Source organism: Anoxybacter fermentans, assembly GCF_003991135.1.
Classification (GTDB): Bacteria; Bacillota; Halanaerobiia; order DY22613; family DY22613; genus Anoxybacter; species Anoxybacter fermentans.
Genome location: NZ_CP016379.1, coordinates 1,765,269 through 1,778,760, shown reverse-complemented (window position 1 = coordinate 1,778,760; position 13,492 = coordinate 1,765,269). Strand labels below are relative to the sequence as shown.

Sequence of the window (13,492 nt, the reverse complement as noted above, 5' to 3'; positions counted from 1 at the left end):
CAAAAATAGAGTTAATGGAAACTTCTTTACCCCAAAAAACATATTAAAATACCGGTTTTATTAGGGTAAATCGTAAAGATATTAAAAATTGCCCCCAGAATAAAAAAAGTAGGGTGAACCTCCGTGATTTTGTGATATAATAGTAATTAGCCAAGAAAATCACACGAAAGGAGGAATCACCCTATGGCTATTATACCACAACAAAGATTATTTTGCTACACTGAAATTGAAAATTTAGGTGATCTGGAAAGGCTGCGGTTGGTTATAGAATATATGCCTGATGAAGAATTAATGAAAAAATTAGAAAGGGAACGTGGCAAAGGAAGAAATGATTATGAGATAAGAGCAATGTGGAATTCAATCCTGGCTGGGATTGTTTATCAACATGAAACAATTGAGAGTTTAAGGCGAGAATTATCTAGAAACGGCCAATTAAGGGCTATGTGTGGTTTTAGTAATAAAGTACCACCCTCCTGGGTTTACTCTCGATTTTTAAAAAAGATAATGGAAAACCAGGAAGAGATAGATAAGATATTTGATTATTTAGTAGATCAGCTAAAAGAATTGCTACCTGATTATGGGAAAAGACTGGCGATAGATGGAAAAGAAATAGAAAGTTTTGCAAAGCTTCATAAGAATAAGAAAAAAAGAGATGGACGCAGGGATGTTGATGCAGACTTTGGAAGAAAGGTATATCAAGGCGAACATGAAGACGGCACTTTGTGGAAGAAGATAAAAAATTGGTTTGGTTATAAACTTCATTTGATAGTAGATGCTGATTATGAATTGCCGGTAGAATTTGAAGTTACAAAAGCTTCAGTTCACGAGGTTCCGGTGGCGCATAAACTTTTAAGAGAAGTGGAAGAAAAACATCCAGAAATAATAAAAGACTGTGAGATATTTCTGGCAGACAGAGGTTATGATGATAGCAAATTGATAAAAAAATTGTGGGATGACTATAAAATAAAACCTGTAATAGATATAAGAAATATGTGGCGAGATGGAGAAAAAACAAAGTTGTTGTCTAATTATGATAATATAGTGTATGACTATCGCGGAACAGTATATTGTTATTGTCCAGAAACAGCAAAAAGACGACAAATGGCATATGGAGGATTTGAAAAGGATAGAGAGACATTAAAATATCGTTGTCCGGCTGTTCACTATGGGATAGAATGTAAAGGGCAAAAAGAATGCGAATGCAAGGTATCAAATTGTATAAGGATAAAATTATCGGAAGATAGGAGAATATTTACACCGATAGCGCGTTCCAGTTATCGTTGGGAAAGGGAATATAAAGGACGGACAGCGATAGAAAGAGTAAATAGCCGTCTGGATGTATGTTATGGTTTTGAAAGACATACTATTCGTGGTTTGAAAAAGATGAAAATGCGCTGTTCTCTGGCATTGATAATAATGTTGACGATGGCAGTAGACCGTATTAAAGAAAACCAGAGAGACAAGATGAGAAGTCTGGTTGAACCGGCTTAATGATACAAATTAAGGATTTAGTTTAGATTTTAAAAAAGACTTCTCGAATTATAAGGGGTAGGTATACCCAAAATTAGAACTTTCTTTTTGTAATAATATACAATGACTGGTTATTAGGTAACAATAAAGAAAATTACCAATTTTTATTAAGAAAATTAATAGAGTAATTTTTTGTTTTTTAATAAAAAAAGACGCACAACGCAAAAAGCTTTGAACTATGAAAACTATACTTTGCCCAACAATTGTTATATAATAAATATAATATTGAAGTTAGATGTAGAGGTCGAAGCTAACTGGTACTGTGAGTCCGACTTATAGACGGACCCCGACAACTTTCATGTATCACTGATTGTTGTTTCCTTTTCCAGGAAAGCACGCAAAATAGATTGTTTTTCTATAAAATAAGTTGTCGCTTTAACTTCATTCCTTTTCTTTAATTTTCTTTCGAAAGGTGATGCATATGCAAATACTTCATGAAAGATGTTGTGGTCTGGATGTCCACAAAAAAAGTATCACTGCCTGCATCATTACTCCTGAAGGCAAAGAAATTAGAACTTTCGGCACCATGACGGCTGATATCTTAGAACTTGTAGATTGGATTAAGCAAAATGATTGCAGCTGTGTGGCAATGGAAAGTACAGGCGTTTATTGGAAACCCATCTACAATCTTTTGGAAGTTGAACAGATTGAAACACTTGTTGTAAATGCCAGACATATTAAGGCGGTTCCAGGGCGAAAGACTGATGTTAAAGATGCTGAATGGATTGCTGAACTTTTGCAATATGGCTTATTAAAAGGCAGCTATATCCCCAACCGTGAACAGAGAGAATTACGGGAACTAACTCGCTATCGCCGCAGTTTAATTGATGAACGTTCTAGAGAGGTTAACCGTTTGCAAAAAATTTTAGAAGGTGCTAATATCAAACTTTCTTCTGTTGCTACTGATATTTTGGGCAAATCCGGCCGAAAAATGCTTGAACAACTTATCAATAGTGATAAACCTGATCCAAAAGTTATTGCACAATTAGCAAAAGGTAAATTACGAAATAAAATACCTCTCTTAGAAAAAGCATTAGAGGGACTTATTGGGCACCATCAAAAAATGATTTTATCTGTCCAATTAAAACACATTGACTTCTTAGACCAACAAATTGAACAGCTTAATCTTGAAATCGAAAGATGTATGCGCCCTTTTGAACATTGCCTGGAGCTTTTAGATACTATTCCGGGAGTTGGAAGACGTATTGCTGAACAAATTATTGCAGAAATCAGTATAAATATGGACAGATTTCCTTCATCTAAGCATCTGGCATCATGAGCCGGAATAGCTCCAGACAACAATGAAAGTGCCGGAAAGCGGAAATCCGGACGAACGACAAAAGGAAATAAGCACCTTCGGTCAACATTGGTTGAAGCCAGTAGGTCAGCCTCTCGAACAAAAAATACTTATCTTTCCGCCCAATACCGCAGACTTGCCGCCCGCCGTGGGTCTAATCGCGCCTGCATAGCTGTTGCCCACACAATTCTAACAATTGTTTATCACATTTTGAAGAAAAATCAGCCGTATCAGGAACTTGGCGCAGATTACTTTGAAAAAAGAAAAGAGGATAAAATTGTACATAACCTGGTTCGCAAGTTGGAAAAACTAGGTTACAGTATTAACATAGAGAAAAAAAGTGCATAGAAATTTACATTCAAACATAGACTCTGTGTTCTGTTTTGAAAGAAATAACGGAACTTAAGAGGGTCTTTTTTCTTTAAAATTGGTTTTCAGAATAGAATAGGAGCTTCAGAATCTTCTGCTCTCTGGGAAAAAGTTTTGTTAAACTTAAAGTCCAGGGGGCTGGAAGAAGTTTTATTGGGTGTCATGGATGGTCTTCCCGGATTAAGGGATGCATTTCTCAAAGTTTATCCTAAAGCTGACGTACAACGGTGTATTGTGCATAAGGTTAGAAACACTATAACTAAAGTACGTAAAAAGCATATAAACGAGATAACAGAAGATTTAAAAACCATTTATAATGCTCCTGATATGGAATATGCCAGAAAGGCATTAGAGGAATTTTGTAATAAATGGGAACAAATTTATCCTAAAATTACTCAAAGTTGGTGGAATGAACAAAACGAACTTCTAATATAAGTATCCATCTGCGATTCGTAAGGCAATCTATACTACCAACTGGATAGAAAGAGCTATTAAAGAGCTTCGTAAAAGGTTAAATCCAGTTAACAGCTTACCAACTGAGACAGCAGCTGAGAAGATTATTTATTTGAAAGTTATTGACTATAATGCCAAATGGAGTAACAGAAAAATGAAAGGATTTTTAAGTGCTAAAGAACAATTACAACAACTTTTCAAAGAGCGTTATGGTTCTTGAAAATTCATTTACACAAAATTCTTGACATCATCAAATATGGTTAAATGTAGGAGTTTTATCTTGTCAAACACATATTACAAAGATGGGAAGAAAAAATACTAAATTATTTGGGTCTATAATTAATGTTGTGAAGAAAAAATTATAAAAAATAAAAAGGCATTTGCTGGCTCCGTTGAATTAATTAGTTGCGAACTAAAAACCAAAGAAAGGAGTCCAGCAAATGCAAGATAATAATATCATAAAATTTCTTGATTTGCCAGACATTATTGCAACTGAAATTATTTCAACAGAGGACAGGTATATTTTTATTGCTGAAGCAAAGAAAAATCATATTGTGTGTCCTCAGTGTGGTAATATCACTAATAAAATCCATGATACAAAATGGAAAATATTAGAGACATCCCCATAAGAGGTAAACTAGTAATCATTAGACTTCTAAAGAAAAGATATCGTTGTCCTTATTGTCATAAGAGGGGTATCCCTGAAAAATATGAAAGTATTGATAAATATGCCCGTAAAACCAAACGCTTTGATAAATATCTTGCTAAAGAAACTGTCAGCAAGGATTATTCTAAAGTTGCTAAAGAAAACGGGTTAAGTTATACAGCTGTTAATAATGCAGTTAAAAAAGTAGTTGACCCTCTCATTAAACAACAACTTTCAAAACTTAGTCAATTAAAAGCCATCAGTATCGATGAATTTGCAGTTTTAAAACGCCATAAATATGGAGTTAGCATTACAGATCCAATTAATCGGGAGTTAATTGACATTTTACCTACTCGCAAAAAGGATGATTTAATTGACTACTTTAATTGTTGGGAAGATGAGCAAAGACGACAGATTCAATCAATCTCTATGGATATGTGGCGGCCGTTCAAAGCAGTAGCAGATGTAGCATTTACTCATGCAAAAATTGTTATAGATAAATTTCACCTTGTAACTTTAATGAACAGAGCCCTTGATGAAGTTAGAAAACAAGTTCAACAAACAGTAAATAATCATCAGAGAAGAAAGTTTTTTCAAATTCGTTTATTACTCCAAAAACGAGCTGAAGAACTGACAAATGAAGAACATGAAAAGCTCATCGAATTATTTGAACTCAGCCCAGCTTTAGAAAAAGCCTGGGAACTAAAAGAGGAATTCAGAGACTTATTGCAGCTAGATGATGTAAAAGAAGCCACCAGAGCTCTAAAAAGGTGGTATAAAGAAGTAATAAAAAGCAAGCTGATACCTTTTTACCAGGTAAAAAAGATAATACAAAGATGGGAAGAAAAAATACTAAATTATTTTAAGACTAAGATAACCAATGGCTTTGCTGAGGGTATCAATAACAAGATTAAATTGATCAAAAGGATTGGATATGGTGTTCCAAATGTTATGAATTTAAGGAGAAGAGTATTTAATTCAATGTTAAGTTATTAAATTTAAATGTTTATTCCAAAATCACTTCACCAATCAATTCAACGGAGCCAACTTATCTTTCATAACATTTGACGGCGAGGAGAATATTTATTAATCCAGAGATGAAAACAAAATCCAGATTTATTAAAAAATAACTAATATTGTATAAAACCAAGAACTAAAGATAAAAAATAAATAACAGAGAATAAAGGAGTAAAAACAAGATAACATAAGATAAATCAATTTAATAAAAAAAAACGATTTTGAAATATATGAATAAATATGGTATTATAACAATAAACCTGAATTCGTGACACTTTTTTTAAATTTAGTACTCTCTGAACATCTTTCCAGGCATCTATGAGACAAAATACAGTAATAAAGTAATTTGATTATTAATAAACATATATCACTATTTTATTAGCCTTAAAAGAAACAATAAAATACTACCTCTTTCCGAAATCTATAAAAATCCAGAAAAAGTTAATTTCTGACTTTATCTGCTTGTTCTATATCACCAATAAGATATATTTACATGATTATACTGCAAAAAGCTAATTTTTCGCTTTATAATGAAATTTTTCGAACTATCTAAAGCTCGATTTCAGTCGAAATAAGGCACACTAATCAATGGGCCTTCCTGGCCCTTGATTAGCTCATCAATCCTCATATGTGGCCTTATTTCGTCGGAAATCTCGCTAAAATGATTTGGCGAAAAATTTCTATGTCGCTTAAAATTAGCTTTTTGCAGTATAATCATCTGATGAGTTGTGCCCAGTTTTCAATTATTCGACCAGTGGAGTCTGTAATCTGTAAAGGTGGTTTACCGCCAAATGAATCATGGGGTTTTAAGTAGTTGAAATACAACTGATACAGTATTGCATGAGAGATAGCACCTTCGAAAGAACTGAAGCTTTTATGTCGTTTATAATGTGATTTATAAGTTCCAAAGAAGCGTTTTACTATGTTTTTGTAAGGCCGATAAACTTTATTGCTGTAATCGACTATTCCATAGGGAAAAAGCCCTTTAATCTGATGGTGAAAATACTTTAGCAGCATGTACGACAACTTCATAGATTGGAGCTTTATCGGTCACTAGAGTGAATTTTTTATCATCGTATTGTTCGATGACCCTTCGTAGAATTGTAAGAGCAGCTTTAGCATCACGATGTTTAGAGAGATGTTGAGTGATGACAAAACCATGTTTACCATCGATGGCTGTAAATAATTAGTGTCATTTGCCTTTAACTTTGATATAGGTTTCATCGATAGCAACAATACCGGATAAAGGTAAAGGCAGTTTTGGGATCAAAGGTGCCAATTTAGCAGCTAATGAAACTGTCCATTTTTGAATAATCTCTTTTGAGAGAGAAACTTGCCAGGTTAGTTTGATAGCCTGTATAGTTTGTTGTAAAGAAAGACCTAATCCGATATAGAAATCAATAGCTTTAGAGATTATAAAAGTTCCGTAATGGCTGTTAGCCAGGTTAACTGGTGTTTTTTGTGGAGATGAGATTTCTAACTCATCTGGATCAAAATCAAAAGCACGATAACGATATCTTTTACGTTGATTAACCTATTTAGGGCAGTTATCGTTTTTACATTTGTATTTGGTGTAATGTTTTCTATGTTTTTCTTTAGAGAGAGCATAACCACAAAATGGGCAATAGTATGTAGGATGTGTTTTAGGTTGATGAGGAGCCCATTGATATTTACAAACTTTACACTGAATTTTTTGATATCCATCTGGATCACGTCCAAAGGGTCTGCGATAATCTTCAGGGGTTCCACAGTGTGGGCATTCATTGACATCAACATTTAAAGATTTAATTCTGCGTACAGGTTTGATTGGTTGTCCATTTTTTTCAGCTTCAGCGAGTAATGTTTGATAATCTTTGTAAACAGGTTTTACGAGAGGTAAAGGATCATCAAGGTTGTTTAGTTTAGAGTAGCTGTCATCAATCTAGTTAGATGGTTTAAAATCAACACGGAAATATTGTGAAAGAATTAAAAAGAGATTAAGAAGAAAATGGCTCTCCGTCAAATGTTGTGAAAGATAAGTTGGCTCCGTTGAATTGATTGGTGAAGTGATTTTGGAATAAACATTTAAATTTAATAACTTAACATTGAATTAAATACTCTTCTCCTTAAATTCATAACATTTGGAACACCATATCCAATCCTTTTGATCAATTTAATCTTGTTATTGATACCCTCAGCAAAGCCATTGGTTATCTTAGTCTTAAAATAATTTAGTATTTTTTCTTCCCATCTTTGTATTATCTTTTTTACCTGGTAAAAAGGTATCAGCTTGCTTTTTATTACTTCTTTATACCACCTTTTTAGAGCTCTGGTAGCTTCTTTTACATCATCTAGCTGCAATAAGTCTCTGAATTCCTCTTTTAGTTCCCAGGCTTTTTCTAAAGCTGGGCTGAGTTCAAATAATTCGATGAGCTTTTCATGTTCTTCATTTGTCAGTTCTTCAGCTCGTTTTTGGAGTAATAAACGAATTTGAAAAAACTTTCTTCTCTGATGATTATTTACTGTTTGTTGAACTTGTTTTCTAACTTCGTCAAGGGCTTTGTTCATTAAAGTTACAAGGTGAAATTTATCTATAACAATTTTTGCATGAGTAAATGCTGCATCTGCTACTGCTTTAAACGGACGCCACATATCCATAGAAATCGATTGAATTTGCCGTCTTTGTTCATCTTCCCAACAATTAAAGTAGTTAATTAAATCATCCTTTTTGCGAGTAGGTAAAATGTCAATTAACTCCCGATTAATTGGATCTGTAATGCTAACTCCATATTTATGGCGTTTTAAAACTGCAAATTCATCGATACTGATGGCTTTTAATTGACTAAGTTTTGAAAGTTGTTGTTCAATGAGAGGGTCAATTACTTTTTTAACTGCATTATTAACAGCTGTATAACTTAACCCGTTTTCTTTAGCAACTTTAGAATAATCCTTGCTGACAGTTTCTTTAGCAAGATATTTATCAAAGCGTTTGGTTTTACGGGCATATTTATCAATACTTTCATATTTTTCAGGGATACCCCTCTTATGACAATAAGGACAACGATATCTTTTCTTTAGAAGTCTAATGATTACTAGTTTACCTCTTATGGGGATGTCTCTAATATTTTGCCATTTTGTATCATGGATTTTATTAGTGATATTACCACACTGAGGACACACAATATGATTTTTCTTTGCTTCAGCAATAAAAATATATCTGTCCTCCGTTGAAATAATTTCAGTTGCAATAATGTCTGGCAAATCAAGAAATTTTATGATATTATTATATTGCATTTGCTGGACTCCTTTCTTTGGTTTTTAGTTCGCAACTAATTAATTCAACGGAGCCAGCAAATGCCTTTTTATTTTTTATAATTTTTTCTTCACAACATTAATTATAGACCCAAGAAAATTTAATAAAGAATTTAAGAGGATATTGAGTAGTGGTTGACGAATCATAACTTACGAATCCCTCCATTCTGGGTGTAGTGAGTTTTGGTTTGGTTAACTACTACCTACTACTCCAGGGGGAGGGATTCCTTCTTTTTTAGGAAAATCCTGACCCTACAAGGAAAAACCAAGCTTTTGTCCCTTGGAAAAGGGAGAAAATTTGACGGAACAGTGCCTTTAAAACGAGGTGGAATAAATGAAAGATGAAAAGTATTATGGGACTAATCTCCAAGAGGTTAAACTAAGTCCAATAAAAACGAACGGATTTATTTTAGACCTGGGAGGCGGTGGAGAAGGAATAATAGGAAAATTGAATGGTAGGCAAGTTGTCGCCATCGATATGAGAGAAGAGGAATTACAGGAGATAAAAAATGATGCCTTAAAAATAGTAATGGATGCCAGAAATTTAAAATTTCTTCCCGAATCATTTGACATATGTACTTCTTTCTTCTCTTTGATGTATATTCCTGAGAGTGATCATGTAAAAGTATTTAAAGAGGTTTACCAAGTTTTGAAAAGCAATAGAAAGTTTCTAATATGGGATGTTGAGATACCTGAAAAGCAAAAAGGTTATGATATTTTCGTGGTCCAATTAAAAATATTCCTTCCAAATGAAGAAATAGAAACCGGATATGGAGTAAAATGGGATAAACAACAGAATAGCGAGTATTTTAAGAAATTAGCAAAAGAAACAGGTTTTAAGTTAATAAACGAATGGCATAAGGATAAAATTTTCTATTTAGAAATGGTGAAAAATGTATAGAGGTACTTCCGATAACAGCGGATATACGAAACCTTCGCTACGCTTAGGGCTTCGCATACCCGCAATACGTTAGGTGTGTAATGTATATAAACCTCGTCGGTTAACGAAAGGAGAATTTAGAGGTTATGAGTTGGAAACTTAATAAAGCAAAGCAAGACAGCTTAATTTATTAACTGATTTGATTAAAGAATTTTACACCCTTAGTTTTAAAACTAAATATGGTAATGATTAGAATTTAAGGGTTTTACGGGTCTCTTTAGCCCCTTAATTTTTTTGGACAAAATGTGATATGGATTAAGAACTCAAATTTCTGTGGGGCTTAAGATTTGATTAACCATTACCGGAGGATAAAAAAGAATTTTTTAAGAAAGAAGTAAGTGTTATGGAACAGGTTTATAAAAAATTATAGATTTATAGATAGTCCTGGAAAATATTATCCAGGACTTTATTGCTTATTTGATTATCAAGACATCTGGCTAATAGATAAGCAATTTGGAAAATATAGACTGCTTGAGATTATTTGATGATTGGGTTTATTTTCTCTGTGTTTTAAGGCTGTTGCTATGTATTAATTTTATATCATTACTATTTATAGAATAATAAAATAGATTATTATGTTAGAATTTTCTGAGGTTAGAGGGACGGTTATAAAAGTTCTTTAAAGCTGGTTAAAGTATAGTGAAAAAGTTAGAATTACAAGATAACCAGTAACACATTTATTACACTTAAAAGAGAAGGAGGTATTCGGTTTATGTTAAAAATAACCGAGACAGAACTCACAACATTATTACATGATTTTAAAATATTTACCAAATAGGGATTTTGTAGTATAACTACGAATAAGTATATTAAAAAGCTGGTTTAGGAGGAAATAGGTGTGAAGCGTCATTTAACTGAAAAAGTTGTAGAGACAACTTATCTAACAGCCCAGAATGTAGCCCAATATCGTTTTATTTTGCGCTTTTTTATGAAGAGTATAACAAATTAAATTATCTTTTGTCACCAGAAGAAATCTATAAGGCAATAAAAAAGAACCATCCCCCTTGAACATTAATCCCATATTGTACCATGGTTTCTTCTATCTCAAAAGGTATATTCAAATGTCGAACTTTTCCATCCCAATAATAATGAATCACACTTACATAATTGACATTTTTCGGTCGAATCAATTCTGCAATGGATAGCTCAGGAACAGTATCATAATCACCCCAAAGGGCCTGAGAGTTTATAATAAAATCTTCTACTAAAGCAAACATATCCCGAATATTATTTTCATCAACACCGGTAAAAGCTTCATCAAGTGTTATAATCCTCGGAGCATCCTTCCGGGCCTGCATAGAATGTGAATAAACTGCCGAAAAAAGTGGAATATACATGTCCATTGCTTTTTCCCCACCACTAAAGGTATAAAATACATGATTGGTCAGTTCTTTTTTACGCTCCCCTTCTTTTTGATAATATAATATAAATTTAAACCACTTATGATAATCAAGAACTTCTTTAATTGCCTGATGTAAGCTTTCACCATACCCTTTATCATCTAGTATTGCTCTGGCCCTATTGATACGCGATACAGCCACAGATATTGGAGATGGTTATGATTAACGAAAAATCTATATATTATCTGTCTTTAATAGATAAAAACTGATCTGGTAGGACATTATTCTGTTTTTTTCCATAAAGCGCAGATAAAGCCTCCCCTCTCACTCTGGGATAATTCTCTTTCTTTTTCCCAGGAAATTTCATCTTCCCTTATATCAGGAGGAATGAAAAGACATTCACCACTTTTGATCAGGTTCTTTCTATCCAGATCTTCCAGTTCCTTTAGGGTTTTAAAATTAGCAAATCTGAAGATGGAATCAGGTTTACAGGCCTGTTTTAAATATAATCTTCCCCAGTGTGAATCTTTATGTATTGTTCCGATGAGGAGTTGGCCACCTGGTTTTAAGACCCGCATCATTTCTTTAAATGCCTTTTCAGGTTCTTTTATAAATTCAAAGGCTGCCATAGAAAAGATAGCATCGAATGTTTCATCATCGAAATCTAGATCATATACATTCATATTGTAAAAAGTAATATTCAGATTATTTGATTTAGCTTTTTTTCTGGCAATTTCGAGCATAGCATCGGAGATATCGACTCCAATAACCTTACAACCTTTTTTTGCCAACTTGATGCTAAAATTACCTGTACCGCATCCCACATCTAAAATTTTCATACCCTTTGTAGGTTGGAAAAAATCAAAAGCAAGTTTTGTTTCTACCTCATCAACAAAGGAACCCAATTTAGTCTCATACCATTTATCATATGAATCTGCAATTTTATCAAAAAACATAAAAAGCAACTCCTTTAGATAATATTTAAGGTCAAACTGCAAAAAGCTAATTTTTCGCTTCTTGAGATATTTTTCGAATCATCTAAAGCTCAATTTCCGCCGAAATAAGGCTTCCTAATCAAAGGGCCCTCCTGGCTCTTGATTAGCTCATCAACTCCTGTGATGAGACCTTATTTCGTCGGAAATCTCGCTAAGATTATTTGGCAAAAAATTTCTATGTCGTTCAAGATTAGCTTTTTGCAGTATAATCATTTAAGGATTTTTTCTTTTAATGAAATATATTCAGGATCTGAGAAATTTTTATTATTATGTAATCGGGTCAGGTTTGACTGTTGCTGGCCTTTTTAGAAAAAGTTTTTGATCTGATGTGGCTTTAACATAAATATTTCTATAGTTAATATTTTTATCCTGCAAAATCTATTTATCGAAAGATGACGATTTGCCATTGACAAAGAAATTAAGAATATGATATACTATAGTTAAAATACACCCCCAGGGCATCGGGGTATTTAAGGGAGGTTTATGAGTTGGATCCAAATATAATTATTACTCCAGCTGCGAAAGACTATCTGAAGAAAATGGGAGATCAGGATATAACGATTAGTTTAACCATTGTATCTGGTGGCTGACATGGTTTTACTTTTAAACCTACCGTGAATGTAGGTAAGCCAGCTTCTGATGGATATAAAAAATATGAAGTTGATAATTACCGGGTTCATCTTTTTAAGAATGCAAAGACTGCATCGGAAGTAGTAATAGATGTGCGGGGATTTGGTATTTTTAAGAAATTATGGGTGTCAGGTATTATAACATAAGCTTAAAAAATAAAAGACAGTGGTTTTATGACCGCTGTCTTTTGTTATTTACTGATGAATTATTAGAGAGGGCGGTGATTTATAAATTTTTTATGTTGTCAACTTTACAAGTGAAGAGAATAATTTTTGTTATAAAAACCAAAGGCAAGTTTTGAAAAATGTTGTATACTTGAATTTAGAATTAATAATATGATCTTACTGCAAAAAGCTAATTTTTCGCTTTATAAAGAAATTTTTCGAACCATCTAAAGTTCAATTTCAGTCGAAATAAGGTACACTAATCAATAGGCCCTCCTGGCCCTTGATTAGCTCATCAATCCTCAGATGAGACCTTATTTCGACTGAAATCTCACTAAGATGGTTAAACGAAAAATTTCTATGTCACTCAAAATTAGCTTTTTGCAGTTTAATCATAATATTGATTAGAATAGGAGGTTATACTAATGTCTAAGATTTCCAAACGTGGTCGAGAGCTATTTGAATCTGGTTATAGTTGCTCTGAAGCTACCTGGATTGCATTAAATGAGGATCTATCACAGGAGGAGTTGAATTTTGGTCTTAAGCTAGCCGGTGGTTTTGGCGGCGGGTTTGCCACAGGTGAGATCTGCGGTGCTATTTCAGGTATTGTTATGAGTTTAGGTCGTAGATATGGAAGGCAGATGGGAGATGAAATAAACGAAATTTTACATGAGAAAGTAAAACAACTGATGGACTATGCAGAAAAGCTATATAAATCAACTCACTGTCATGAAATCAGACCTGAAGATGATTTTTTGCCGTTTTGTGCTGAATTGGTAGAAAAATTGCTTGAATATGCTGAGGATTTGATGGAATAAAC

The 13,492-nt window shown here is 33.3% G+C and carries 10 protein-coding genes and 3 pseudogenes; 8 read left to right on the top strand and 5 right to left on the bottom strand.

Going from position 1 to position 13,492, the window contains the following annotated elements; translation table 11 throughout:
* Nucleotides 1-183 precede the first annotated feature (183 nt).
* The 5 genes and pseudogenes from BBF96_RS08130 to BBF96_RS08110 all read left to right on the top strand — a co-directional run bounded on the left by BBF96_RS08130 (nucleotide 184) and on the right by BBF96_RS08110 (nucleotide 5,291).
* Nucleotides 184-1,491, top strand: a complete 1,308-nt coding sequence (locus BBF96_RS08130; protein ID WP_127016674.1) for a transposase — start codon at nucleotides 184-186, stop codon at nucleotides 1,489-1,491.
* Between the two features lie 460 nt (nucleotides 1,492-1,951).
* Nucleotides 1,952-3,175 (top strand): annotated as a pseudogene (locus tag BBF96_RS08125) (IS110 family RNA-guided transposase).
* A gap of 96 nt (nucleotides 3,176-3,271) precedes the next feature.
* Nucleotides 3,272-3,869 (top strand): annotated as a pseudogene (locus tag BBF96_RS17410) (IS256 family transposase); the annotation flags it as partial.
* 220 nt (nucleotides 3,870-4,089) lie between these two features.
* The gene (locus tag BBF96_RS08115; RefSeq protein ID WP_127016673.1) at nucleotides 4,090-4,278 is read left to right on the top strand and encodes a hypothetical protein; all 189 of its coding nucleotides are present in this window, start codon (nucleotides 4,090-4,092) and stop codon (nucleotides 4,276-4,278) included.
* Nucleotides 4,251-5,291, top strand: coding sequence for an ISL3 family transposase (locus BBF96_RS08110; protein WP_127016672.1), 1,041 nt, complete (start codon nucleotides 4,251-4,253; stop codon nucleotides 5,289-5,291). The genes BBF96_RS08115 and BBF96_RS08110 overlap by 28 nt, the downstream gene beginning before the upstream one ends.
* 735 nt (nucleotides 5,292-6,026) lie before the next feature.
* On the opposite strand, the gene BBF96_RS16690 is transcribed toward BBF96_RS08110, so the two are convergent.
* The 3 genes from BBF96_RS16690 to BBF96_RS08100 all read right to left on the bottom strand — a co-directional run bounded on the left by BBF96_RS16690 (nucleotide 6,027) and on the right by BBF96_RS08100 (nucleotide 8,585).
* On the bottom strand, nucleotides 6,027-6,329 hold the full coding sequence (locus BBF96_RS16690) for an integrase core domain-containing protein (protein WP_205665751.1): 303 nt from the start codon (nucleotides 6,327-6,329) through the stop codon (nucleotides 6,027-6,029).
* The gene (locus tag BBF96_RS17405; protein WP_418655019.1) at nucleotides 6,298-6,462 is read right to left on the bottom strand and encodes a DDE-type integrase/transposase/recombinase; all 165 of its coding nucleotides are present in this window, start codon (nucleotides 6,460-6,462) and stop codon (nucleotides 6,298-6,300) included. The genes BBF96_RS16690 and BBF96_RS17405 overlap by 32 nt, the downstream gene beginning before the upstream one ends.
* Nucleotides 6,463-7,382: 920 nt before the next feature.
* A complete protein-coding gene (locus BBF96_RS08100) occupies nucleotides 7,383-8,585 on the bottom strand; it encodes an ISL3 family transposase (protein WP_127016671.1) in 1,203 nt (400 codons plus the stop codon).
* Nucleotides 8,586-8,937: 352 nt separating this feature from the next.
* Between BBF96_RS08100 and BBF96_RS08095 the strand changes: the two genes are divergently transcribed.
* Together BBF96_RS08095 and BBF96_RS16880 are read left to right on the top strand one after the other, a co-directional pair.
* Entirely contained in the window at nucleotides 8,938-9,504 is a 567-nt protein-coding gene (locus BBF96_RS08095) for a class I SAM-dependent methyltransferase (RefSeq protein ID WP_127016670.1), read from the top strand.
* Between the two features lie 877 nt (nucleotides 9,505-10,381).
* A complete protein-coding gene (locus tag BBF96_RS16880; RefSeq protein ID WP_236777901.1) occupies nucleotides 10,382-10,492 on the top strand; it encodes a DUF2397 domain-containing protein in 111 nt (36 codons plus the stop codon).
* A 25-nt stretch (nucleotides 10,493-10,517) separates the two neighbouring features.
* Here BBF96_RS16880 and BBF96_RS08090 read toward each other — a convergent pair.
* A pseudogene (locus BBF96_RS08090) lies at nucleotides 10,518-11,075 on the bottom strand (SbcC/MukB-like Walker B domain-containing protein); the annotation flags it as partial.
* A gap of 89 nt (nucleotides 11,076-11,164) precedes the next feature.
* A complete protein-coding gene (locus BBF96_RS08085; RefSeq protein WP_127016668.1) occupies nucleotides 11,165-11,839 on the bottom strand; it encodes a class I SAM-dependent methyltransferase in 675 nt (224 codons plus the stop codon).
* Nucleotides 11,840-13,097: 1,258 nt separating this feature from the next.
* Between BBF96_RS08085 and BBF96_RS08080 the strand changes: the two genes are divergently transcribed.
* The gene (locus tag BBF96_RS08080) at nucleotides 13,098-13,490 is read left to right on the top strand and encodes a C-GCAxxG-C-C family protein (protein WP_127016667.1); all 393 of its coding nucleotides are present in this window, start codon (nucleotides 13,098-13,100) and stop codon (nucleotides 13,488-13,490) included.
* The last annotated feature ends 2 nt before the right edge of the window (nucleotides 13,491-13,492 follow it).

Bases quoted from the DNA above. Each gene is read 5' to 3' on its own strand.
- BBF96_RS08080 (WP_127016667.1), top strand. From the start codon at position 13,098: ATGTCTAAGATTTCCAAACGTGGTCGAGAGCTATTTGAATCTGGTTAT.
- BBF96_RS08100 (WP_127016671.1), bottom strand. From the start codon at position 8,585: ATGCAATATAATAATATCATAAAATTTCTTGATTTGCCAGACATTATT.
- BBF96_RS08130 (WP_127016674.1), top strand. From the start codon at position 184: ATGGCTATTATACCACAACAAAGATTATTTTGCTACACTGAAATTGAA.
- BBF96_RS08110 (WP_127016672.1), top strand. From the start codon at position 4,251: ATGGAAAATATTAGAGACATCCCCATAAGAGGTAAACTAGTAATCATT.
- BBF96_RS16690 (WP_205665751.1), bottom strand. From the start codon at position 6,329: ATGCTGCTAAAGTATTTTCACCATCAGATTAAAGGGCTTTTTCCCTAT.
- BBF96_RS08085 (WP_127016668.1), bottom strand. From the start codon at position 11,839: ATGTTTTTTGATAAAATTGCAGATTCATATGATAAATGGTATGAGACT.
- BBF96_RS08095 (WP_127016670.1), top strand. From the start codon at position 8,938: ATGAAAGATGAAAAGTATTATGGGACTAATCTCCAAGAGGTTAAACTA.
- BBF96_RS08115 (WP_127016673.1), top strand. From the start codon at position 4,090: ATGCAAGATAATAATATCATAAAATTTCTTGATTTGCCAGACATTATT.